The organism is uncultured Dialister sp., assembly GCF_900541605.1.
Lineage (GTDB): Bacteria > Bacillota > Negativicutes > Veillonellales > Dialisteraceae > Dialister.
In genome coordinates this window covers 1-22,919 of record NZ_UQKJ01000021.1, presented here as the reverse complement: position 1 = coordinate 22,919, position 22,919 = coordinate 1, and the positions used below count along the sequence as shown (strand labels likewise).

Here is a 22,919-nt window from a genome sequence, read left to right as displayed (position 1 = left end):
AATCCTTATGAAATCTGACTCTGCGAATTAATCAGTGCTTCCCTAGCTGTTAGCTGCTAGCTGTCAGGAAAGCTCTACAGCCTACGGCACGAATGGACTGGCGGGAACATCGGATGGAAAGCGCCGCAGGCGAATCAGTTTTCCTAATTGCTAACAGCTAGAAGCTAGCAGCCCCGTGCGAGTGACTCTGCGCACAAACATGCTAACCACCAATCCCCAACAACTCGCAATACTGAAATATTGCACAACTTCAGTGTCTGTGTATCACATATAAAGATCTGTGATTAGTACAAATAATAACAGCTCTACAAGAATGATTAGTAGAAGCTAAAATAAAGATGGGAAGAAAAGGATTTCCCTCTGCAGAGCATTTCATCAGGAGCAATGAAACCTCTTGTTTGTGACAAAGGATGGTGGGTTATTATGGCAATTAAAAAAGTAATTATCCCCGTTGATGGCTCTGGAGCCTCTGAGAATGCATTTCATGCGGGTATTGAGCTGGCAGGAAAATATGGCGCAGAGATTCTTCTCCTGAATGTGGTGGATGCCACCGAAATGATTGATCCCGTCAATAAGATGATGATTTCCGATGAATATCGGAAAGCCATTAAAGAAAAGGGAGAAGAACTGCTGGCATCGCTGGCGGCTGAAATTCCAAAGACAATGTCCTATAAGGAAATGGTGCTGATCGGTGTACCGGGTCCCATGATTGCAGCCTTGGCCAATGAAGAAGAGGGCACGGCCGTGGTTATGGGTAATAGCGGCAAAGGAGCCCTGTCTTCCTTTATTACGGGCAGCGTAAGCCTGTATGTCGTACATCATGCTAAGGGACCGGTAGTTATCATTAAGTAGGTAGGGGACTGCTGGAACTTCCGGTAGGACGGTAGAGAGATTTATTTCTCTCTGCCGTCTTTTTTATTGCCCAAAATTTTTCGAGCCGTGGGATTCAGGAAATCAGTCAGAGTACATTTTGTGGCCTGCCATATAGTTTCTTCCAAAAGATAAATTAGAGAACAGTAGCGAAAATATATTGATTTAAAGATAATTATTAGATAAAATAATTAAATAATTAGTAATACATAAGGAGGCAGATAAAAATTATGGGGAAAGGATCGGTTCTTATAAAATTTCTTTTCCTTCTCTTTCTGCTGGTGCTGAGCCTGGTGCTTTCTATACGCTTCGGTTCCGTCGATGTACCGGTGTCGGATATCCTGCACGAAGTGGGGACCATGATGTCTACCGGCCATATGGCGAATACGCCGTCGGCTATGATTCTTTGGCAGATTCGCATTCCCCGTACCCTTTTTTCGGCGCTCTGTGGCATGGGACTTTCCCTTTCCGGGCTTCTCCTGCAGACAATCACCCGAAACGACCTGGCAGATCCCTATGTACTGGGCGTTTCATCCGGTGCTTCGACCGGCGCGGTGGCAGCCATTATCTGGGGGTGTTTTTCCTTTGCCGGAAATGGTTCAACGGCGGCCGGAGCCTTTATAGGAGCCGCCCTTTCTACGGCCATCGTTATCATGGCCAGTGGCAGGAGCAATAATCCTATCCGCCTTATTCTGGTGGGCATGGGGGTGTCCGCATTTTTTTCCGCTATTACTATGATGATTATTTACGGCGCCCGTCATGAGGCCCAGGTGAGGAGTGCCATGTTTTGGCTGGTGGGAAGCCTGTCGGGCATGCAGTGGAATGACCTGACTATGGTATTTTTCGGACTTCTGGTGATGATGGTACTGGTTTTTCTGGTTCGGAATGATCTGGATCTCCTTCTTCTGGGGACAGGGGAGGCGGAATTTCTTGGGCTCCACCTTAAACATTTCCAGCTTTTCATTATCCTGCTGACATCAGCCATGGTGGCCCTTCTGGTATCTAAGGCCGGCATTATCGGCTTTATCGGTCTCATTACGCCCCATATGGCCCGGGCCCTGGCTGGTCCCTCTCATGGATGGCTCATCTTCTTTTCGCCGGTCATCGGGGCACTGGTCATGGTGTGGTCCGATGTGTTTTCCCGGGCCCTCTTTGCACCGGAAGAACTGCCCATCGGTGTATTGACTGCCTGTATGGGGGCACCGGTCTTTATATGGATTGTGACTCATAGGTATGGGGAGGGACATTAAATGCTGGAAGTCAAAGATCTATCCTATACCGCTGGAAATCGGGAGATTCTTCATCACATTTCTTTTTCTTTGGAAAAGGGGAGTATGACCTGCATCGTAGGTCCCAATGGCTGCGGGAAATCAACGCTGCTGTCCCATATTTCCCGAAGGCTTCCTTCAGAAAATGATATTTTTTATAAAGGGCAGGCCATTGAAACCATAGAGCGGAAGGCCTATGCCCGTCAGGTGGCGGTGATGGTGCAGCAGTCCATGGAGCTCACGGGAGAACTGACATCGGAGGAAGTGGTTCTCATGGGTCGGTATCCCTTCAAAAGCCGATTCGGCAGTTATACGCCGGAGGACTATGAAATTGTGCGGTCTGTTATGGCAGAAACAGGGGCCCTTTCTCTTTGGGGACGGGAAATGAAGTATATGTCCGGCGGTGAGAAACAGCGTGTGCTTATTGCCAAGGCCTTCGCCCAGAAGCCAGAGCTCCTGCTGCTCGATGAACCGACCAACCATTTGGATGTCAAATATAAAATAGCACTGATGGAAACGCTGGTAACCTTTAGAAAACGGGGAACTGTACTGGTGGTGCTCCATGATTTGGGGCTGGCTGCCCGGTACTGTGACCATGCCATCCTGATGAAGGAGGGCAGCATACTGGAAATGGGAAAAACCGAGGATGTACTGACTGCAGAGCAGCTGGAATCGGTTTTTGAGGTGCCCTTTTACACAGCCTTTCATGGGGGCAGACGTTTTCTATATTGCTGAATGGAAAGCATTCGTCAATTTGCTTATGTTTATGGACTTCCTTATCCGGATAAGTCCTGTTATATAAAGGAGGATTTCAATGACTCTGAAATGGAAAAAGGCAGTGGCCACAGCGCTGCTCGTCCTTTCTACAGGAATGGTAATGGCAGGATGCGGTACCCAGGGTTCGCCGGCCAAGTCGGCAGCTTCGGTGGCCGCAGCTCCGATTACCTGGAAAGAAAAACTGGATGGAAAAGTGTTGGACATGAAGGTGACAGCGCCGCCAAAGCGGGCGGTGTCCATGTCCTTCGCCACCACGGAAATGATGCTGGCCTTAGGACTTGAGGATCAGATGGCAGGAACCGCTTTCAAGGAAGACGACCTTTACCCTTCCATTGCTGATGCCTATGCCAAGGTGCCGGTACTTTCTGAAAAGTGGCCTTCCTATGAGAAACTTATGTCCGTAAAGCCGGACTTTGTGACGGGCTGGGAAGTTCCCTTTACCAAGAGAGGAATTCCGGCGGACAAGATTATTTCTGCAGGTATTCCTATCTATGTCCCTGATTCCATGCAGGATACCAATGCAAACCTGGATACCCTTTTCAATGACATGTTGGAATACGGAAAGATTTTCGGCAAAGATGACCGTGCAAAACAATGGGTGGACGCTGAAAAAAAGAAGCTGGATGCTGCCCAAAATCAGATCAAAGATCTGCCCCATGTGAAGGTCTTTGTTTATGACTCCGATGATGGACAGCCTTTTACAGCCTTTGAGGGGTACACCACCAATGTGCTGAAACTCATCGGCGCTGACAATGTTATGGCGGGCCAGGGGGTAGACAAAACCTGGGCAAAAACCAGCTGGGAAAGTCTGGTACAGGCAGATCCGGACTATATCCTGGTGGTTGACTACAGCACCAGCGATAGGAACCAGGACTCCTTCGAAGAACGGGTGGAAAAGCTGAAGGCAAATCCCCAGCTTCAGAGTATGCGGGCAGTCAAGGAAAACTATTTTCTGAAAGTGCGGCTGTCTGAAATCACCCCGGGAATCCGGACGGTGGATGCTCTTGAGCGTCTGGCATCGGAAATGCATCCGAAGTAAGAAAACAGAAAATTTCAGTGACAATGGCAGAATTTGGATTTGATCTGACGGAGCGGGCATGTCTGTCTGAGGGATAGGTTAAGGAAGTGTTTGCACGAATAACGCTATCCATTATTATCGAATCCGACAGAACAGCGAAATGAGAAGTACTTATAGTTTATCAGGCCGAAATCTGTCATCATTTATCCCAAATAAAAAGCTTTGAAAAAGGTGATTTCCTTTTTCAAAGCTTTTTATTTCATTTATTGCCCCGTTTTCAGTGTAAAGATTTCCAAAAACAGGGAGGACCAGGCGAAGAGGACATCATTCACCGCTGATGGCGCTTCCAGGGATCGTTCTTTCTTTTCACAGCCGTAGCAGGCAGCGAGGAGGGACAGAATTTTTTCGGCACTTTTTCGCATTTCTTCTTCCGAGAGCAGGTGCCATAGGTATTCATCCAGACTGTGGATCAGGAGAATTGTCCAGGTCACCATGGGGGAATCTCTGCAAAGTATATCGGCCTCTTCCAAAAAAAGAGGCTTCAGCAGAGGGTGGTCATTGTCTTTGAGATAGTCCTGCCAAAGGGTATCGGCAGTAATGCCGAACCGCTTCAGCCGGCGGAGGACATGGTGCTGGTGCTCCGGTGTGAGGCCGCTTTGTTTTGCCAGGGCTTCTTTTACTGCATCTTTGACGACCCGGCCGATGAGTTCTCCCATTTTGCTGTGTTTTCCGGCACCTTCCAGGTAGAGAGGGCTCTCTGCATTGGCCACCACAATGGTCTGGTCTGTGCCGGAACCGGTGGCAAGACCGTTTGAGTAATGGCTTCCTTCCATGAGCTCCTGAATGGCGGCGGTTTTCGCTTCCGTGCAGGTGACAAGAGCCCTGGTCAGAGTACCGGCGGGCATATCGGAGTCCAAAAACAGCATGATATTGATGGTACCGGGACGGTTTGGCTTCTCAAGCGGCTTATACCAGGTGGCCGGGTCACCTGCCCGGCCACCGTTGGTTTCAATACCTCCGGTCACGAGGGCGGTGACCGTCAGTTCTTTATAGGACAGGCTCTTTATAACACAGTTTTCCATGTCCGCCGCTGTTCCCATGCCGGTCGTGGTTTCCGGAGAAAGCCCCAGACGGCGGCTCAGAAGCTTCATGTGTTCCGTATAGGTAGGAGCCAGCATTTCACAGGGCATGCCTGCGCCTGTCTTTCCGTCGTGATTAAAGATGGTGGTGTAATTTTCGTGATAGCCCCCGTTGAAAACGGAGGTGGAAAGGACTTTCCGTTTTCCCTGAAAGTAGACTACGATGCTTTTGTCGTAGCGGTAGGCCGTATCACCGTCGGAAATAGTACAAAGTTTCATGAAATCCTCCTTTATTCATCGTCTCCGTTTTCCTCGATTTCCCCTTCAATGGAAAGATACAGCTCTTCCAGCCGTCCGATGGTGTCGTCTTTGGCATTCCACAAGCCCCGTCTGCTGGCTTCCAAAAGGGTTTCCGTGAGCCGCTGGAGGGCCCAGGGGTTGACGCGGGCCATCCATTGCTGCACTTTTTCATCGAGCGCGTATTTTTCCGCATATTTCTCGTACATCCAGTCTTCCATGACCCCGCTGGTGGCATCCCACTGGAAGCTATGGGTTACCATGTTTGACAGGTCGGAAGCCCCTTTGTAACCATGCTTCATCATGCCCTTGATGTACTTGGGGTTGATGGATTCACTGCGGAAGACCCGTTTGGCCTCTTCCTGCAGGCTATGGAGCACCACATGGCTGCGGTTCGTGCTGTCCCCGCAATAGGACTTAGGCGCTTTGCCCCGGATGCTTCTCACTGCAGCAATCATGCCACCGTGGTAGGCGTTGTAATCATCGCTGGAAAACAGGTTCAGCTCGTGGTTATCCTCATTCTTGATGGTGACTTCCAGGCTGCCCATGCGTTTACGGAAAAGCTCCGACATGTAGGCGCCCCTGGCTTTTCCTCCATAGGCGTGGCCGCCCCAACGGATGTATACATTGGCCAGGTCATCGATGGTGGTCCAGTTTTTGGACTCCAGCACATTGGGGATGCCTGCTCCGTATCCTCCGGGGGGATCTCCGAAAATACGGTACGATGCCTGCCGCCAGGCCTCCTCTTTGGGCATGCCCTGTTTTTCCATTTCGCCGCTGTCTTCCAGCACGTGCTTGCGGACGTAATTATCCTCCGGTCCTTCTTTCAGGGATGCCGCCATGAGGACCGCTTTATCCAGAAATTCCGCAGCCCCCGGCATGGTATCCCGGAAGAGTCCGCTGATGCGACTGGTCACATCGATCCGGGGGCGGCGCAGTTCGGAAAGGGAAATGGGGAAAAGTCCCCGAACCCGGCCGCTTCCGGACTGCCAGAGGGGGCGGATACCCAAAAGGTACAGGACTTCTGCAATACACTGACCGTGGCTTCTCATATTGGCGCCGGCCCAGAGGACGATACCTATGTTTTCCGGATAGTGGCCTTCTTCTGAGATAAACCGCTCAATCACCTGGTTTGCCAGATCCTTCCCAATGGCCCAGGCTGCCTTTGTGGGGAGGGTCCGGGGATCGATGCCATAGAAATTGCGGCCTGTAGGAAGAAGGTCGGCACCACCGGAGCTGGGGGCACCGGAGGGGGAAGGCTCGATGTATTGGCCTTCCAGGGCATCCAGCGTATGGGTGATTTCATGGCACGTTTCCGCCAGATTGGGAACCAGAATGTGGCAGATATAGGCGCTTACAGTAGAAAGAGCTTCTTTCATTTCCTGTGTTCCTTTAGCAGCCCAGGAGAGAGAGAGAACGGAAGGGATGGCTTCTTCCCGAAACTCCGATTTCTGCAGGGTGCCGATGACTTCCCGTGCATTGTCGATAATCCGGTCCATAAGGGCGGTATTGGTTATTGCCAAAGGTTCATAGATATCGGCGCTGTGCTGCAGGAGGTCTCCGTATCTGACGCCGTAGAAGGCGGCGATGGTATCATTCAGGCTTGGAATCTTCCCATTGGGCAGCTGGGTAAGGATGCGGATATATTCCGTCAGACCTTCTCCCTCCGGTGCCTGGCCCATAATATGGAGGCCATTATGGACGGACATGTTTTTCAGGTCTGAAATATAGTTGTGGAGGCGGGCGAGGTAGTCAGGGAAAGGTTCATTCTCTTTTCGGACCACTTCGTCCTCCAGGTTCGCTTCTTTCACCTTCTGGAGAATCAGCTCCTCCGGACGGGAGAGGTCAGTGTCCCCCTGCCTGCGGAAGTGGATGTATTCATCCATGGCCTTTTCCAGTTCTTCCAGCTCATCGTAAGTGCCGGCCTGGGTCTGGGGCGCCGGCAGGTGGGAAATGAGAACGGCGCTGCTTCTCCGTTTGGCCTGGATTCCTTCTCCGGTGATGGTGATGTTGTAGGGGTACACATTGGGCAGATCCCGAAGGGCCAGGTCCGGATAGCAGCCCTGGGAGAGGCCGGCATTCTTTCCCGGCAGCCATTCCAGGCTCCCATGGGTTCCTACGTGGACCAGGGCGTCCGCCTGCCATTTCTCTCGAAGCCATTGGTAAAAGGCCAGATAGTGGTGGGTGGGAGAGGCAGTTGGAGAGTGGTAGACCTTATCCGGATCTTCCCCAAATCCCCGGGGCGGCTGGACGGTGATAAAGATATGGCCGTCCATGGTACCGGGGACTAGAAGGCGGCCTTCGTAATTCATGACGGATCCCGGCGGGTCTCCCCAGCTCTTTATGAGATCCTGCCGGGTATGTTCCGGCATGGTATCGAAATAGGCCTGGTAGGAGGCAGCGGAAATCTTGTGCGCCTGGGTCAGTTGTTTTTCTGTAAGAAGTTCCTTGTCATTGGTGGCGTGGGTTGTGAGAATTCGAATGAAGGATTCCGAATCTTCCGGAATGAAATCGATCCGGTAGCCCCGATTTTTCATTTCCCGGAGAAGAATTCGCACGCTCTCGATGGAATCCAGGCCCAGAGCATTTCCTATATTGGAGTTCTTGGGAGGGTAGTTGTGAAAAATAATAGCCACCTTTTTATCTCGGTTTTCTTTTCTCCGGAGTCGGGCCCATTTTCCGGCCTTATGGACCATGTGGACCAGACGCTCCATGATGGGAGTATACCGGATTTCCCCATTGGGGAGTACTTTCTTGCAGGCCACCGGCACGCCATGGATGGCGCCATCGAATTCGGGGAGGGAGATGGAAATGGAAATATCCACCGGCGTCATGCCTTCGAAGGACTGGGCCCAGTCCCTGTATTCTGTCATCAGGGAATATCCGAGCAGTATCGGGACGCCCTGGCTTTTCAGAAAAGAGATGGGCAGGGACCCACTGGTGGAAAGGGAAAACTTCATGAGGTCAATGATGGCATCTACTGCTGGAATTCCGCAGTCCGTGAAATAGCGGGTATATACTTCCGTCAGAGGTGGCATGCCCATTTCTGTAACGGGAAGGCTGTTGCTGAAGACGGGAATCACATTCATTTCTTCCTTTTCGATTTCCCTTATCAAGGCATCCTGGTATACCAGGTCCTGCCACAGCCATTCATCCCGGTAAAAGAGGAGGCCGATAGTGGGTCGTCCCGGATGGATGTGGCCCTTCTTGTAGTCTTTCAGGGTGAGGTAGGGGGAATGGTCATCGGGATAATAAATGCCACACCAGGGAAGAGGCTCTGGTTTTTCCGCTTTTTCTGTATTTCCTGAAAGAAGACCGTCCATATAGAGAAGAAGGTTCTGGTAATTTCTTCGCCCGCCGTACTGGGAATATTTCATGATAGACGCGGAGGTGGATGAGTCCAACTGATGGATGTAGAGGGTATCCTGGCTTCCGGCATCAAAGAAATAGGGGATTTCCAGAAGGTCTGCCTTCTCCTTCAGCCTCTTCAGGAAAGTGGTATCCAGTCCGGTTCCCATCCACCGCACCACCAGAAGGTTCGTATCCCGAAGGAGGATATCCCACTTCTTCTCCCAGGACGTATTGCTGTCGATAAAGAGGGCTCTGGTATCTGTTGACAGGGCTCCTTTCTCAGCGAGAGATGATATTTCATTTTTCATAATATGGAATTTGCCGGAAATATTGGACAGGAATAGGATGTGGCCCATGAAAAATCCCTCTTTCATTAAAATTGAATCATCGTGCTATAATGATATAAATATCTGCGCTTCTGATATTGTAATAATTTACAGTTTTTTTCAGCTGATTCTAACTTACACTGTATAGCGATTATATTGTCAAATGAGGATGTCCCATGACCCATGATGATTATTTTACTGCCGGCGAAATGGCAGCTATATTCGGCATATCGAAGCAGACGCTCCTGTACTATGACCATATCAATTTGCTGAAACCGGATTTCGTAGCGGATAATGGATATCGGTATTATTCTATCCGCCAGTACCTAGACCTGGAGATTATCGTCACTCTGCGGCAACTGGATATGGCGATACCCGATATTCGCCGTTATATGGATCACAGGGGCCGGGATTCCATGGAGAAAATGCTGGATAAGAAATACAGGGGCTGCGAAGACCTGATCCGTCAGTGTAAAAATCTAGAGTACGCCATCGGACGGGTGAAACGGGCTATGGATAAAAAAGAGCAGCAGATTCCAGGAAATGTCATGATCAGCTGGCAGCCGGAGATGTATCTCTACCTGGACATGCTGGCGGAAGGAATGGGAGGGAAGGAGCGGATTATCCGCTACGCCAGGGCTTCCCAAGGGGATGACGATCGACAGATGGCGCTGGAAAGGCAGCTGGGATGGGTCATGGATGCTGACTCCTATCTTCACCAGGGGAATGTAGTAGAGTCAAAAGCTTTCTTCGTTATTTACCCAAAGGAAGAAAAGTATGAGAATATTGTGAACCATAAGATACCGGCAGGCCTCTGCTGCCACGTCATTTTTGAGGGGACCTTCTACAGCCGGGGGACGGAAATAAAGGACTCCATTCTTACCTTCCTCCAGCAGTGCCGCATGAAACCCAGGGAAGACATCTATGTGCTGCCTGTAAAAAATCACTGGTACACCACCGATTGGACCCAATATGTGACGGAAATCTTCTTCCCTGTAGTTACGGATGAAGGAGAAAAAGAAAACCGGGAAATCATTCCTGATTGAGAGGGGACAAACATTCGAAACTATATAGCAGGTATATGGTTTTCACTGAATCTGTTTATGCCATGAAAAAGGAGCTGTGGAAAAGAATCATCTTTTTCACAGCTCCTTTTTCATGAATCAGTCTTTTTTATGGCCGCATTTTCCCTCGCCCGTGCCGTGAAGCACCCGTTCGAAAATGGAGTGAACCTCTTCCGAAGATTTTCCTTCTTCCATGGCCTTATTGGCATGGATGAGGGCACTTTTGTATTTCGCATGGGCCGCATCGTTGGGAATGGAGTCGATATCTTTAGGGTCGAAATTCATGATCTTTTTAAAAATTTCATGAATTTCTTCCGTTGATTTTCCTGCTTTTTTTGCAGCCTCCACATGTTTCATGGCACTTTCATACCGTGCTTTTCCGTGAGGGTCTGTAGGAATTTTAAATTCCGGATGGTTTTTACACATTTTTATTGCTCCTCTCTATAGTAACCGGTACAGAAATGCCGAGATCATCGAATTTCAGCATTTCCTTGGATTCATCTATAATTTACTATAGACCATATATCCGCTGTAGGGTCAAGAAAAAAACGGAAAATTTCAGAAAACTTGAAATCAAATGAATATATAATTAAAATAATCTTATTACTAAAGGGGCGCTGACTAAATCGTTGTTAGATTTCATTCTTGGGTTTTTATGCAATGCGAGGAATAACTCGATGTGAATAGCGAGCTATTTAAGGCAGCAGTCCTGCATAGGACTGCTGAGCCAAGATAAGTTGATCGGCCAGCCGCTGAAAGGAAAGCGCTTTAATGGGCAGGCAAAGCGCCAAAGTGCGGCTGGCTTGCAGGTCCTATGCAGGACCTGCACACTTTCTCTGCACATTAAAGCGCATTCCTTTTATTCTTGGCCGATTTATGACGAAGCAATGCATAAAAATCCTTATAAAATCTGACTCTGCGAATTAATCAGTGCTTCCCTGAATCGTATAAATGCAGATTACGGGGCATGGAGGACAAAAGATGAAGAGGATACTCTTTTTACTGGTTGCGATGTGTTTTATGGTACCTATGGAAGGCTGCAGACTGCCTCCTCCAGCGTCTATGTCTGTACAGGAAGAAGGCCGGCAGATGAAGGACAGCCAAGGCGTGGAAGTGACCATTCCTGACCATCCCTGTCGTATAGTATCCATTGGAGTCAGTACGGATGATATCCTGATTCCCCTTGTGGGGACGGACAGGATTGCTGCTATTTCTTATCTTCCGCCAAATCTGGAAAAGGAGGCGGCCCGGATTCCCGGACGCATTTCCGGCACCACGGAATCGGTGATTTCTTTCCATCCGGACCTGGTGGTGGCGGCAGATTGGAATTCCAAAGATTATAAAGATTATATTGAAGAAATCCGTGCTGTAGGGATCCCGGTTTACGTGTACCGGACGCAGAAGGATGTGGAAGGAATGATAGCACTCATCCATACGCTGGGAAATGTGGTCAATGAAGATGAAAAGGCAGATTGCTTTGCGGCGGATACAAAAAAGAGGCTGGATGCCTTGACGTCCTTCACTGCTGCCTTGCCCCGAAGGGATACTGCCGTTTTTTATAGCATTAATGGCCTCTCCGGCGGAAAGGGAAGCACCTTTGAGACCCTGTGCCGATGGGCGGGTCTCATCGACGGGGCAGCGGATTGGGGAATTGTGGCTTCTGCCGGAGGAAATAGAGAAGCCCTGGTCAGTATCAATCCGGATATTATTTTTATCCCCTCTAATGCCTATACGCCCACCGGCCATTCGTCACCTTCAGAAACTGATTTTTTGGACGATCCGGTGCTTTCTGCCATTCCGGCGGTGAAGAACCATCGGATTTATGTAGTGGATGCGAAATGGATTATGAGCTATTCCCAGTTTATGGTGAATGGCATGGAAGAAATGGCGAAAGATGCCTATGAGTATGAAATTCCTGAAAATGGGGATGAATGGGAGACGTAAACATGGGGAAAAAGATTCTTCATTGGCTCTTGGAAATTTTCTGCCTTTCCCTGCTCTTACTTTCCACAGGCTGCAGCCTGCCGGAAGCCAACCTCGGTAAAGCAGATTCCGGCGGTGGATATGATGTAGTGGATGACCAGGGAACGAAGGTCCATATCCCGGAAAAGCCGAAACGAATCCTTGCAGGGAACCTGGCTTTCGATACCATGATACTGGGCATCACCACTCCGGATCATCTGGTGGCGGCCAATGTGCTGGACAGGGATCCTTTGGCCTCCTTTATTTCAGAAGATGTGAAATCTGTGAAACTTACCTCCCAAAGTCTTACGGGAATTTCCCTGGAAACCGTGGTGAAAGCAGAGCCTGATGTCCTGATTCTGCTGGACTGGAACAGCAAAAATGATATCGATATGTTCCGCAGCCTTGGCTACCCTGTAGTAGTCCTTAAGGGGCCTTCCTCCATAGCAGATATACGCCATGATTTGGGAAAGATAGGGGAGGTAATGGGAGAAAAAGAGAGGGCCCGGAAAGTGGTGGTAGAAATGGACCGGCAGCTCGATGAAATTGATAATATCCTTTCGAAACGGACAGACCGGAAACCAGTGGGTCTCCTGGTGTCCCAGATGACCTCTTGGGGTGGGCCCGGCTCTATTTATGACGAGCTGACAACGAGGGCCCGGGTCAGGAATGGTATTGCCGAGGCGGGACTTAAAAATGGCCAGGAACTAACCAAAGAAGGCGTGCTGAAAGCGGACCCCGACTTTTTCCTGGTGTCTGCCACAAGGAACGGGCAGCCATCCAAATTTCAGAAGGAGTGGTTCCATGATCCATCCATGCAGCATATGAAAGGCATTCATCATATTATTGCAATCCCAAACCGCTACCTGTACTGTGCTTCCCAGAATGTCCCCAATGCCATAAAGGCCATTGCCAATGCGGCCTACGGACCTGTCTTCGATATGTCCCAGGAAGCATTAATCCGGGGATACTGACAGAAAGACAAAACGCCATGGATTCCATAAAAGGAAATCACGGCGTTTTGCAATTCCTTAAGTTATCCGCAGGATTTGATGGGAGGATGGATGGAGCCACCCGGCGGAATAATCGGAAGCATCACGATAAATATCCGCTTCCTTACATCTCATTACTGCAATGCTCGTAAAATATATCCAACTGTTCGGAGGATTACTGTTATTTTTCGACTACAACTTTCCTTCATCAATCTTTTCCAGAAGACTTTCTCTGGCCTGCTCCTCGGCCCGGTAAACCGGTACATGGCTTTCAGGTGGAGGAAAAATGTCCATTCCGCAGGTGATAACTGCATCCCAGGGACCTGTTTCCGTTTCTTTTAGAGAGGAAAAGTGTGAAATATGGAAATCCCGGGCTGCTTCGGCAGCCAGACTTTCTTCCGGGAGAGGTCCCCATTCGAGGGTATATCCGGAAAGGAAGAGATGCCGCATAAGGGTAATAGAGAAAATAGAGGATCCCAGGAGCAGGACGGTTCTCTTTCGGTCTGGCTTTCGCTGGTATGTATACAGGGAAAGCCGGTCGGTAATGGTATCCCGATAGACCAGGGCATCCAGGTGGAAAACCTCCTGGATATGGTCTTCCGTCAGTACTTTTTCCGGCGTTCCATCGGTAAGGAAATGGGAATTTGACAGGAGGAGAAGCCGGTTGCACCACTGGGCGGCCATCATGAGATCATGGCAGATCATGACAATGGTTTTTCCATGGTCTGACAGGTGACGGCAGAGCCGGAAAATCTGCTCTTGGTAGAGAAGATCCAGGGCCGCCGTAGGTTCATCCAGGAAAAGAAGGGGTGTTTCCTGGGCTAGCACCTTGGCCAGAATAACCCGTTGCTTTTCACCGCCTGATATGGATTGGATCGGCTTATCTGCCAAATGGGAGACACCGGTGTAGTCCATCCATTTTCGGGCGATTTCACGGTCATGGGTGCTTTCCTTCTGCCACCATTTGAGGTAGGGATACCGGGCAGAAAGGACGATTTCCTGGCAGGTATACCCGAAACTGATGCGGAAATCCTGCTGCATGAAGGCAATGGTACGGGCAATATCTTTCTCTGATAAATCGGATTCCCGTTTCCCACCGAAGAAAACTGTACCGCCAGTGCGGGGAATAAGCCCCCGCACCGCTTTTAGAAAAGTACTTTTCCCTGCGCCATTGGGACCGATGATTCCGATGAATTCTTCCTTCTTTGCCCGGAGGGAACAATGGTCCAGAATGGTTTTACTGCCTATGGATACGGAAATATCCTCAGCATCCAGAATATATGGTTCCATCAGACACCGCCTCCTTTTCTCATTCTCCGAATCAGATACAGGAAATAAGGGGCGCCGATGACAGCAGTCATAATGCCTACCCGGATTTCCAGGGGCGGTGCAATCAGGCGTCCCAGGGTATCGCAGAAAAGGAGGAAGAATGCTCCCACCAGTGCTGACAGAGGGATCAGGATACGATGGTCCGGCCCAATGGTGAGGCGGGTGATGTGGGGGACTACGAGGCCTACGAAACCAATCATGCCGGAAACGCAGACTGCAGAGGCGATGATGAGGGAAGCACCCAGAAGAAAAATGAGACGGTAAAGAAGGATATTCATTCCCATAGAGCGAGCTTCATCTTCTCCCAGGGAGAGTACATTCAGGTGCCGTCCCAGCAGGGAAAGGACAATGATACCGGTGAGGATAGGGCCTGCGGCCAGCTCTACATGCTCCCAGCGCCGGTAGTCCAGTCCCCCTACCATCCAGAAAAGGAATTCCTTCAGCCGGTATTCATTCATAAAGGTAAGAAGACCATTGGTCATAGCACCCAGAAGGATACTGACTGCCACGCCCGCCAACAGGAGACTCATAGGTGGGATTTTCCCATCATGTAGAGTGAGATATACGGCACAGCCCATGGCAAAGACGGCACCGCCCAGGGCAAAGGCAGGCATGTAGTACATGGAAATGGACGTGAGCCCAAAGAAAATGCAGATTACCGCGCCGAAGGAAGAACCCGATGATACACCGATGATTCCGGGATCTGCCAAAGGATTGGAAAAGACACCCTGCATAACGGCCCCTGCGGCGGCCAGGGCGGCGCCGGAAAGAAGGGCGACAAGAATACGAGGCATGCGGATGTACCAGAAAACAGCGGACTGCTCAGGGGTGAGAGCATTTCCAGGAAGAGAAATGCCAAGAAATGATGCGAAATCATGAATCGCCCCGGCAGCAGGTACCGGAATCTGTCCTGCATGGAGAGAAAAAAGGGCAGTCAGTACCAGGAGAATACAGGTGGAAAGGGCAAACAGCCATTGCCCTCGTTCAGTGTGAATCATTGTGGGACCTCCCCAAAATCATGTTGACAGTATACTACCTATACACAGTAAACTTTAATCGTAACTGAATTATTCATACAAAAAAATCAAACAGCTACAAATATATTAATTTTAAATGAGATATTTGTAAAGCCCTTCAGGGGACTTTTATCGGACAGCTCCATGGTCTATACCAGGGCTACGTCGTATTTCAGATTGCATAGGGGCATCCCTTTGGGGAATATGAGAAATGGGATACATCGGCGAGAATCGGCAACCTCCTGGAAACACGGACACAGGGTGGGCCCCTTCTGATGCCGTTTATCAATAGAATCCATTTCTTTATATTTTGCAGGACCCTGACAGAAACCCGCAGGGCTCGAAGGAGAGAGTGTATATGAAAAAAGTACTTGCAGTATCCCTGTTATCCGCGCTGATGCTCGGTGGATATACCGGCTTGGCAGCAGATTCAGTCTATGAACTGAATCCGGTGGTTGTAACGGCAACGAGAACTGAAAAAGCAAAACTTGATGTTCCTGCTAATGTGGATGTGGTGACGCATGAACAGATGGTAGAAAAGGGGTATACCAGTGCCTTTGAAGCGGTTCGCGACCTGAGTCAGGCCAATGCCCATACCTATCAGGAAGACGGAGGAGATTATGGTGGAATGCTTTCCCGCATACGTCTCCGCGGTATTGACAACGGAACATTGGTCATGGTTGATGGGAATCCGGTTAACTCTGTAAACTCTTCCTCTCTGTCTAATGTCCCTGTGGACCAGATTGAAAAAGTAGAAGTAGTCAAAGGCTCAAATTCTGTTCTTTATGGTCCTCAGGCCATGGGTGGTGTGATTAATATTATTACCAGAAAGCCCAAGGCTGGTGACCCTACGACAGGCACCGTGTCTGGAAGCATTGGAAATCGCTATAAAGTGATAGGAACCAATGTGAGTACGGACCGCTTTAATTTTGGAATTAAAAAGTCCTGGACCGGCGATCAGAATCGTGTGTCCCATCCGGGAATTACGGGGACAGGTACAGCGATTAATTTAAAAGACAGGAATGCACTGCAGTTTTATGCAGATGCCCGTATCAATGACCAATGGAACACTACCTACAGTCATACGGAAAATAAGACACATTGGGAAACCGGATCGTTTATTAAATATATTCCCCATATGTATTATCTTGGAAAAGTGGACACCAAGAGAAATACCGTCGGTCTTGTATATAATGATGAAGAAAATGGCTGGCATGGTGTTATGGGATATAATAATCTGCATGTTGTTAGTCGTTATGACAAATCCTATCCCAAGGCCTATGGAGATGCGGATTATAAAGGATATAATTTTAACTTTGATGTACAGAAGAAATTCATGCTCCGAGATGACAGGGATTCACTGGTTATTGGTACTACATTGAATCATGAAAACTGGCATGTGGTCAATGCAGGCTATAAAGTTGATAAAGTAAATTCAAGAAATAATTATTCCTTATATGAATCTTACGATCATCAGTTTACAGACAGGTACAGCATGATTCTTGGACTCCGTGAATACTGGATGAGCAGATCGGATTATCAGGACAGCGATTTTCAGCTTCTTCCTCAGTTACAGGGATTGTATAAATTGAATCACAAATCTTCTCTTTATTTTAATATTGGCAAGTCTTTTGAAATGCCATCCTTGGATGTTGGTTTCTACAAAACCCATTTTACCGGTCCAAATCCGGACCTGAAGCCTCAGTCCAGCTGGTCCTATGAATTCGGCTATAAATTTGCAGATGATGTTCGTACGTTAACGGCCGATGTTTTCCATATGGATGTTAAAAACAAATGGGCCTGGATCAAAGCAAGCGATGGGGTTACAGATCTCCTTGTGAACCGTTCCAAATATAAGAATGATGGATTGGAAATCAATTATACCCAAAATTTGGGCCCTTATATTGACTACAATTTGGGGTTGACTGTCCAAAACCCAAAGTCTAAGACCAATAGCGACAGCGAATGGGTACAGGATACGGCAAAGTATATTCTTAATACGGGAATCAATTATCACCATGGAAAATTTATGGCTGATTTCCATCTTTTCTCTTATATGAAGAGGGAAAATGCCTACTATACGAGGGCAAAGAAATATACAAACTCCTCCACTCCTGCAGATCATCATTTGAGAGATTCTCTGGATGCCACGCTGTCATTGACCTATAAACCCAATAAGGTCGATACGTTCCGTTTGGTTGGATACAATATTTTTGATCGGGATGATGTACTGAATACCTATGAATATTACTCTACCCCTGCTAATTATGTATTTACCTATGAACGTCGTTTCTGAAAAAGGTACAGGAAAATTAGAAAATACAGGCAGCATGTAATATTTTTAGCATAAATTTGGGGCACATTCTGTATGTGCCCCGGTTTTATATATGGTAAAAGGAAGGCAGATCATGAAGATTGCACTACTTCACCTGGATTTGGCTGGGGGACCTCGGGATAAAAACGAGTCCCTTCTTCTTCATGCATCGAAAAGAGCGGCGGAAAAAGGGGCGTCTATCATTGTGACGCCGGAAACGGCTCTAGAAGGGTATTATTTTTATATGCGGGACCCTGTTGCGCTGGAGCGGATGCCCGTTCACCGTTCTTCTGATTTTCGGCACTTTCAGAATTTGGCGAAGGAGAAGAATCTGACCATTTTCCTGGCGGCCTTGGAAAAGGAAAAGAATGGGAGAGCCTATAATTCCTGCTTTTTCCTTGCTCCCGACGGAGAAGAAAAAGGGGCCCACCGCAAAATGTACTCTCATCGTATGGGTGCAGAAGCATGGCTGTCTGTGGGCAGCAGCATCCATATATTTCCGGTGACACCGCTGCGGGTGGGGGGTCCTTGTCTGTTCTGATGTGTATTATGAAAAGTCCTGCAGGGCTATGAAGGAAGCCATGGCAGATCTGGTTATAGTATCGGCCGCCTGGCCGCCAGCGTCCTGCTGCCCGGATCCTCTGGCTGTATGGGAAAAATCTTCACTACGGTGCGGATGTCCTATTGTTCTCTGCAACCAGACCGGCCATTACAAAAGAATGGATATGACTCGGGGAGACAGCGCTGTCCTTTCAGAAGGAAAATGTCTGATGTCCTATCGGGGAGATCCGGCGGTTCTTCTTTTTGATTATGATGAGGTGAAGAGAAAGGTTTGCTCACAGACCTTTGAGGTGCTGCCATGTTGAGACAGTCTGAGAGAAAAACAACCATGTTCTGCAATCTGGGTACGGCCTATTATTCTGTATCCTGTAATCCGGGGGCAGCGGTCATCATGCATACGCCCCGGGCCTGTTCACGCCTGGCCTTTGAGGGGCACTGGATGATACAGCGCCGGGCATATCTCCGGGAACCCTCCCTGGTACTGCCTGAGGGAAACCATCTTTTGGTGACCGGCATTACGGATAGGGAAGCTATATTTGGCGGAGAATCTATCCTCCGTAAGTGCCTCTTGGATGTATCAGAGCTCCCCTGGGTGAGATACATGGTGGTGGTGGCAGGGTGCACGGCTGGAGTTATTGGAGACGATGTGGCTTCCGTATGCCAGGAAGTAGAGGAAGAGACCGGGATTCCGGTGCTTCTGGTGCCGGGGGCCGGGTTTATGAGCCGCCACCACGTGGAAACCCAGGTGGATCTCCTGACACTTCTGGTGGACAGGTTTGCAGGAAAGGAAAGGGTTCCGGAAAAAGATAAAAACCTGGCGGTCCTGTTCGGCGAGAACCGGGGAACCGCCAACGAAAATAACATCGCTGAAATCACTAGACTTTTCTCTCTATTCGGATTTACGAAAGTCCTCTTTCCACCGAATTGCATGACTGTCGAAGATTTCCGGGAAATCCCCAGGGCATCCCTCTTTATGGCCGTAGGCTTTTCCATGGATCACTTCGATGTGATGCAGGATTTCACTAAGTCCATGGCGGACAGATATGGAGCTCCCTGTTATCTGGGAAATTATCCTATCGGCATAGGCCGAACCCGGCGGTTTGTGAAAGACATGGGAGCTCTTTTGGGAAGGGAAAAGAAAGCAGAGAAAATCATGGCAGGTGAAGAAAAAAGGCTGGAAGAAGCAGCAGGAAAAACGGGGAAAGCACTGGAAGGTAAAAAAACTGGCCCTGGTGCTGGGATTTCCCCTGTGTTTCTGTCGCATTGAAAACCACCTTTTTACCCTCATGAAAGCAGGAATGAAACCGGAAGTCATAATCCTGCATACTGACCTGACTGCCAGAGAAAAAGAGGAACAGGTCTCCCATCTGAAGGGGTTCAGGAATTTAGCAGGGATTCCCATCGTGGATGGAGAGGAAAGGATATGGGACTATGAAAGGCAGGTGGATCTGGTCCTCACCACTACCCCTATGGACGGTGTATCCCACCAATTGGGAATTTCCGTGCAGCAGGTAGGGATGGGCGGCGTGGAGAATCTGTTGGAAAAAGCAAAAGCTGCCATGGCTGGCGGTGGAAGGAGGGTTATCTATGAGTTCTAAATCCATGGACCGCTGGCTTCCCTGCCAGGGATACTGTGAAATGGCGGGAAGTGCTAATTTCTTTTTGAGCCTTGATCGCTGCGTAGTCCTTGTCCACGGGCCCCGTTGGTGTTCTTCCATTGCGGCAGCGGAAATGGCGGGCATCGAGAAAAAGTACGAAAAGCAGTTTTACTGCAGTGAAGTGAAACAGCAGAACCTCGTTTTTGGCGCTGCAGACGAGCTGATCGATGCACTCCATGAAATAGAAAATGAGCAGCATCCTTCCCTTATTGCGCTTCTTACCAGTTGCTCTATGAGTCTCATCGGTGATGACCTGGAAGGTATCTGCCGCTCTGCCGATATCTCCTGTCCTGTTCTTACCCTGGACAGTGGTGGCCTGCGGGGACAGTTCATGATGGGCTATGAAAAGGGACTCATTCGTTTCCTTGAAGATTTACCTTTTGCACCGGTAGAAAAGGAGCCAGGAACAGTCAATATTATCGGCTGGTCCACGGCCTATCCCCTGTGGGAAGGAAATTTACGAGAAATCAGGCGCCTTCTAAGCCTTATCGGTATTCAGGTGAATGTGGTGCTGGGGGAGGATGGACTGTCCCTTGAAAAGGCAGCGGAACTGAAAAAAGCCTCTTTGAATCTGGTTCTATATCCGGAACTGGGAGAAAAAGCGGCCCGTTGGCTGGAGGAAAACCGGGGGATGGATTATGCAGATCTTCCACTGCCCTATGGCCTTCAGGGTACAAGAAAATGGCTGGGAAAGGTAGCAGATTTGCTGGGGATGATTCCGGATTTTTCCGGAATAGACAGGGAAATGGGAAGACGGCAGGAACAGATCGACCTTGCCGTGATTCGGATGAAATGGAATAACCGAATTCTTCAGTTCGGAGATATTTATGCCTGTCTTACAAAAGGCATGGCGGAAAGTCTCATTCCCACACTTCGCAAAGAATTTCCGGATCCCGGTGTTATACACCTCCGCATCGAGGAACCTGGAGAAGTGCATACGGAAGGAACAGTTCCATGGGAACCCTTTGAACCGGTCAATGTACCAAAGGGGGAACTGGCCCTGGTCCTTGGAAACAGTAATACCAGGAACGAGGCAGCCAATTTCGGCCGCATCATTTACAGGAACTTTCTCATGCCCCAGGTCTCTCTTGGGGTGCCGGAGAAATGTTATGCCGGTATGAAGGGATGGCAGATCTTTATGTCCGACATCATAGCAGACGTTTATACACTGGCCTATATGAACCGGAAAGAGTAGGAAATTATTTATGAGAGGGAAAATATTCATCTGTCCGTACTATGTCGTCACTGCATCTTCTTGACGAAGCGGCTATTATTTGGTTTATAAAAGTAAAAAATAGGAAACATTTCGGGGAATCCGGTGGGAAGCCGGAACTGTCCTGCAGCTGTATGGGGAGTTTTCCGATGGCAGTCCCTTCACAAGGGCATCGGGAGGCGGGGAACCGAGTCAGAGTGCCGAATGTTTCCGGAGGTCTGTAAAAATTCGCATGGCACGGATTGGATGATTGGGACGCAGCAGCGTTATATCCTCTTTCCGTGCTTTTTATGTGGACCGTCAGAAGTATGGTCAGTATGGGTAGTTTGTAATCGTGATGAAAGGAGTGGTTCTATGAAAAAGTTATGTGCATCCTTTTTGATGGCGGCCCTGTTGATGGGGTCGGCATCTGTCTGGGCGGAGGAGGATTCTGCACCGCAGGTGGATCCGACGGCCACCAATGTATCTACGCCCTATCCCGCGGTTGACGGGGTGCTGCCGGCGGAGCCACAGCCTCCGGCAGGGGGCGTGAAGGATTTTGAGAATTTCCAAAAGTATGCGGATGCGGTGAATGACTATATCAAGGCCGCCCAGAAGTATATCGATGGAGCTACTAACGATGCCAATGACATCATTAATAAGAGAAATGAGGCGGTACAGAAAGCACAGCACGTGGTGGATGTGTACAATGCAAGCATCCCGAAGGAGAACAAAAAATAAATGACCGGCGGAGGAGATGCATTTTGAAGCAGTTAGTAAGTCATTATATGATGCCCTATGACAGGGAAGAGGATATAACAAAAATCATAAAGGACCTCAAACTGGAGGGTATTGAAAATCTGGTGTACGGGGAGGAGCCGGCGAAGCATCCGGTGCCTTCTCTTACCGTTGGATGCCATCTGGCCTATTGGCCGGACTGGATGAATTTTTATCTGGGGCGGAGCGATTTATATAAGAAGGATTTCCCTACGGAGAAGTCCCTCATCGATTATTTCGGCGGTACCACGGTGGAAGCCTGGGAGCAGCGGATCCGGAATAATATCCGGGCAGCCCTGGCGGAAAAACCGGCGTACCTTGTGTGGCATGTGGCAGACTGCAGCGTGGAGGAAATCTGGACACGCCGTTTCCGCTACAGCAGCCGGGAAGTGTTGAAAGCGGCGGCGGAAGTATACAGCGCCGTGGCGGATGAAGTGCCGCAGACTGTACAGGCACTCTTTGAAAACATATTCTGGCCGGGACTCTATACGTTGGAACCGGAGGACGTGGACTATTTCTTCAGCTGTCTTCCGGGGAAGAATATAGGTATCATGCTGGATACGGGGCACCTTATGAATACCAATTGGAATATCCGGACGGAAGCAGATGGGGCGGATTATGTCTGCAGCATCGTGAATCGGCTGGGCAGTATGAAGGACCTCATCAAAGGCATCCACCTGTCCTGCTCCATTTCCGGCAATTACCAGCGGACCCATGTGGGCCCGCCGCCGGCAAAGATTACGCCGGAAATTATCGGCCACCACATCATCAGCATCGACCAGCACCGATCCTTTACGACAGATGCGGCGAAGCGGATCGTGGATACAGTGGAGCCGGAATTCCTGACCCATGAACTTTTCGGGCCGGATTTCTCTATACCGGTGGATAAGGTTACAACGCAGAGAAACGCGATCATGGGGTGGTAATGGGATTGGGATATTGACTATACCGTCAAATTGCGGTTTGTAGAGTTGTTGTGTTCGGCGCTGATGGATAGAGCCATTCGCATGGAGCCTCTAGCTGCTAGCCTCTAGCTGCTAGGAAGGCTGATTCGCCTGCGGCGCTACC

General features: G+C 49.3%; 20 protein-coding genes and 1 riboswitch. Of the genes, 15 read left to right on the top strand and 5 right to left on the bottom strand.

Annotated elements, in window-relative coordinates; genetic code table 11:
* Positions 1–423 precede the first annotated feature (423 nt).
* The 4 genes from QZR21_RS02875 to QZR21_RS02860 all read left to right on the top strand — a co-directional run bounded on the left by QZR21_RS02875 (position 424) and on the right by QZR21_RS02860 (position 3,954).
* Complete coding sequence (locus QZR21_RS02875) at positions 424–852, top strand: universal stress protein (RefSeq protein WP_296098214.1); 429 nt, start codon at positions 424–426, stop codon at positions 850–852.
* 248 nt (positions 853–1,100) lie between these two features.
* Positions 1,101–2,120, top strand: a complete 1,020-nt coding sequence (locus QZR21_RS02870) for an iron ABC transporter permease (protein WP_296098216.1) — start codon at positions 1,101–1,103, stop codon at positions 2,118–2,120.
* Complete coding sequence (locus QZR21_RS02865; protein WP_296098218.1) at positions 2,121–2,873, top strand: ABC transporter ATP-binding protein; 753 nt, start codon at positions 2,121–2,123, stop codon at positions 2,871–2,873.
* A 79-nt stretch (positions 2,874–2,952) separates the two neighbouring features.
* Positions 2,953–3,954, top strand: a complete 1,002-nt coding sequence (locus QZR21_RS02860) for an ABC transporter substrate-binding protein (protein WP_296098221.1) — start codon at positions 2,953–2,955, stop codon at positions 3,952–3,954.
* A 242-nt stretch (positions 3,955–4,196) separates the two neighbouring features.
* Here QZR21_RS02860 and QZR21_RS02855 read toward each other — a convergent pair whose 3' ends face one another.
* A complete protein-coding gene (locus QZR21_RS02855; RefSeq protein ID WP_296098224.1) occupies positions 4,197–5,291 on the bottom strand; it encodes an adenosylcobinamide amidohydrolase in 1,095 nt (364 codons plus the stop codon).
* A gap of 11 nt (positions 5,292–5,302) precedes the next feature.
* Positions 5,303–9,016 (bottom strand): cobaltochelatase subunit CobN, encoded by a 3,714-nt coding sequence (gene cobN, locus QZR21_RS02850; RefSeq protein ID WP_296973655.1) that lies wholly within the window; start codon positions 9,014–9,016, stop codon positions 5,303–5,305.
* 146 nt (positions 9,017–9,162) lie between these two features.
* Between cobN and QZR21_RS02845 the strand changes: the two genes are divergently transcribed.
* On the top strand, positions 9,163–10,032 hold the full coding sequence (locus tag QZR21_RS02845) for a MerR family transcriptional regulator (protein WP_296098230.1): 870 nt from the start codon (positions 9,163–9,165) through the stop codon (positions 10,030–10,032).
* 117 nt (positions 10,033–10,149) lie between these two features.
* Here the strand turns inward: QZR21_RS02845 and QZR21_RS02840 are convergent, their stop codons facing one another.
* Positions 10,150–10,476, bottom strand: coding sequence for a hypothetical protein (locus QZR21_RS02840; protein ID WP_296973653.1), 327 nt, complete (start codon positions 10,474–10,476; stop codon positions 10,150–10,152).
* Positions 10,477–11,139: 663 nt separating this feature from the next.
* On the opposite strand from QZR21_RS02840, the gene QZR21_RS02835 reads away from it, so the two are divergent.
* The gene (locus QZR21_RS02835) at positions 11,140–11,994 is read left to right on the top strand and encodes an ABC transporter substrate-binding protein (protein WP_296973652.1); all 855 of its coding nucleotides are present in this window, start codon (positions 11,140–11,142) and stop codon (positions 11,992–11,994) included.
* 2 nt (positions 11,995–11,996) lie between these two features.
* Entirely contained in the window at positions 11,997–12,986 is a 990-nt protein-coding gene (locus QZR21_RS02830; RefSeq protein WP_296098236.1) for an ABC transporter substrate-binding protein, read from the top strand.
* Between the two features lie 210 nt (positions 12,987–13,196).
* Here the strand turns inward: QZR21_RS02830 and QZR21_RS02825 are convergent, their stop codons facing one another.
* Both QZR21_RS02825 and QZR21_RS02820 read right to left on the bottom strand, forming a co-directional pair.
* Complete coding sequence (locus QZR21_RS02825) at positions 13,197–14,294, bottom strand: ABC transporter ATP-binding protein (RefSeq protein WP_296098239.1); 1,098 nt, start codon at positions 14,292–14,294, stop codon at positions 13,197–13,199.
* On the bottom strand, positions 14,294–15,331 hold the full coding sequence (locus tag QZR21_RS02820) for an iron ABC transporter permease (protein ID WP_296098242.1): 1,038 nt from the start codon (positions 15,329–15,331) through the stop codon (positions 14,294–14,296). The genes QZR21_RS02825 and QZR21_RS02820 overlap by 1 nt, the downstream gene beginning before the upstream one ends.
* Before the next feature lie 376 nt (positions 15,332–15,707).
* Here QZR21_RS02820 and QZR21_RS02815 point away from each other — a divergent pair, with 376 nt between their 5' ends.
* The 8 genes from QZR21_RS02815 (at position 15,708) to QZR21_RS02785 (ending at position 22,777) form a co-directional block, all read left to right on the top strand.
* Positions 15,708–17,645: a TonB-dependent siderophore receptor gene (locus QZR21_RS02815; RefSeq protein WP_296098244.1), complete on the top strand. Its 1,938-nt coding sequence runs from the start codon at positions 15,708–15,710 to the stop codon at positions 17,643–17,645.
* 112 nt (positions 17,646–17,757) lie between these two features.
* The gene (locus tag QZR21_RS02810) at positions 17,758–18,204 is read left to right on the top strand and encodes a carbon-nitrogen hydrolase family protein (protein WP_296098246.1); all 447 of its coding nucleotides are present in this window, start codon (positions 17,758–17,760) and stop codon (positions 18,202–18,204) included.
* A gap of 28 nt (positions 18,205–18,232) precedes the next feature.
* Positions 18,233–18,529, top strand: coding sequence for a hypothetical protein (locus tag QZR21_RS09090; protein WP_363926317.1), 297 nt, complete (start codon positions 18,233–18,235; stop codon positions 18,527–18,529).
* Complete coding sequence (locus QZR21_RS02805; RefSeq protein ID WP_296973649.1) at positions 18,523–19,491, top strand: nitrogenase component 1; 969 nt, start codon at positions 18,523–18,525, stop codon at positions 19,489–19,491. The genes QZR21_RS09090 and QZR21_RS02805 overlap by 7 nt, the downstream gene beginning before the upstream one ends.
* Positions 19,492–19,522: 31 nt before the next feature.
* Positions 19,523–19,822, top strand: coding sequence for a hypothetical protein (locus tag QZR21_RS02800; RefSeq protein ID WP_296973647.1), 300 nt, complete (start codon positions 19,523–19,525; stop codon positions 19,820–19,822).
* The gene (locus QZR21_RS02795; RefSeq protein ID WP_296098254.1) at positions 19,812–21,077 is read left to right on the top strand and encodes a nitrogenase component 1; all 1,266 of its coding nucleotides are present in this window, start codon (positions 19,812–19,814) and stop codon (positions 21,075–21,077) included. Before QZR21_RS02800 ends, QZR21_RS02795 begins: the two co-directional genes overlap by 11 nt.
* Positions 21,078–21,140: 63 nt before the next feature.
* A riboswitch (cobalamin riboswitch) is annotated at positions 21,141–21,315 on the top strand.
* A 134-nt stretch (positions 21,316–21,449) separates the two neighbouring features.
* Positions 21,450–21,815, top strand: a complete 366-nt coding sequence (locus QZR21_RS02790) for a hypothetical protein (RefSeq protein WP_296973646.1) — start codon at positions 21,450–21,452, stop codon at positions 21,813–21,815.
* Positions 21,816–21,838: 23 nt separating this feature from the next.
* A complete protein-coding gene (locus QZR21_RS02785) occupies positions 21,839–22,777 on the top strand; it encodes a hypothetical protein (RefSeq protein WP_296973644.1) in 939 nt (312 codons plus the stop codon).
* Positions 22,778–22,919 lie beyond the last annotated feature (142 nt).

Coding starts and splice junctions, on each gene's coding strand:
- QZR21_RS02875 (WP_296098214.1), top strand. CDS start 424: ATGGCAATTAAAAAAGTAATTATCCCCGTTGATGGCTCTGGAGCCTCT.
- QZR21_RS02870 (WP_296098216.1), top strand. CDS start 1,101: ATGGGGAAAGGATCGGTTCTTATAAAATTTCTTTTCCTTCTCTTTCTG.
- QZR21_RS02865 (WP_296098218.1), top strand. CDS start 2,121: ATGCTGGAAGTCAAAGATCTATCCTATACCGCTGGAAATCGGGAGATT.
- QZR21_RS02860 (WP_296098221.1), top strand. CDS start 2,953: ATGACTCTGAAATGGAAAAAGGCAGTGGCCACAGCGCTGCTCGTCCTT.
- QZR21_RS02855 (WP_296098224.1), bottom strand. CDS start 5,291: ATGAAACTTTGTACTATTTCCGACGGTGATACGGCCTACCGCTACGAC.
- cobN (WP_296973655.1), bottom strand. CDS start 9,016: ATGGGCCACATCCTATTCCTGTCCAATATTTCCGGCAAATTCCATATT.
- QZR21_RS02845 (WP_296098230.1), top strand. CDS start 9,163: ATGACCCATGATGATTATTTTACTGCCGGCGAAATGGCAGCTATATTC.
- QZR21_RS02840 (WP_296973653.1), bottom strand. CDS start 10,476: ATGTGTAAAAACCATCCGGAATTTAAAATTCCTACAGACCCTCACGGA.
- QZR21_RS02835 (WP_296973652.1), top strand. CDS start 11,140: ATGAAGGACAGCCAAGGCGTGGAAGTGACCATTCCTGACCATCCCTGT.
- QZR21_RS02830 (WP_296098236.1), top strand. CDS start 11,997: ATGGGGAAAAAGATTCTTCATTGGCTCTTGGAAATTTTCTGCCTTTCC.
- QZR21_RS02825 (WP_296098239.1), bottom strand. CDS start 14,294: ATGGAACCATATATTCTGGATGCTGAGGATATTTCCGTATCCATAGGC.
- QZR21_RS02820 (WP_296098242.1), bottom strand. CDS start 15,331: ATGATTCACACTGAACGAGGGCAATGGCTGTTTGCCCTTTCCACCTGT.
- QZR21_RS02815 (WP_296098244.1), top strand. CDS start 15,708: ATGAAAAAAGTACTTGCAGTATCCCTGTTATCCGCGCTGATGCTCGGT.
- QZR21_RS02810 (WP_296098246.1), top strand. CDS start 17,758: ATGAAGATTGCACTACTTCACCTGGATTTGGCTGGGGGACCTCGGGAT.
- QZR21_RS09090 (WP_363926317.1), top strand. CDS start 18,233: ATGAAGGAAGCCATGGCAGATCTGGTTATAGTATCGGCCGCCTGGCCG.
- QZR21_RS02805 (WP_296973649.1), top strand. CDS start 18,523: ATGTTGAGACAGTCTGAGAGAAAAACAACCATGTTCTGCAATCTGGGT.
- QZR21_RS02800 (WP_296973647.1), top strand. CDS start 19,523: ATGAAACCGGAAGTCATAATCCTGCATACTGACCTGACTGCCAGAGAA.
- QZR21_RS02795 (WP_296098254.1), top strand. CDS start 19,812: ATGAGTTCTAAATCCATGGACCGCTGGCTTCCCTGCCAGGGATACTGT.
- QZR21_RS02790 (WP_296973646.1), top strand. CDS start 21,450: ATGAAAAAGTTATGTGCATCCTTTTTGATGGCGGCCCTGTTGATGGGG.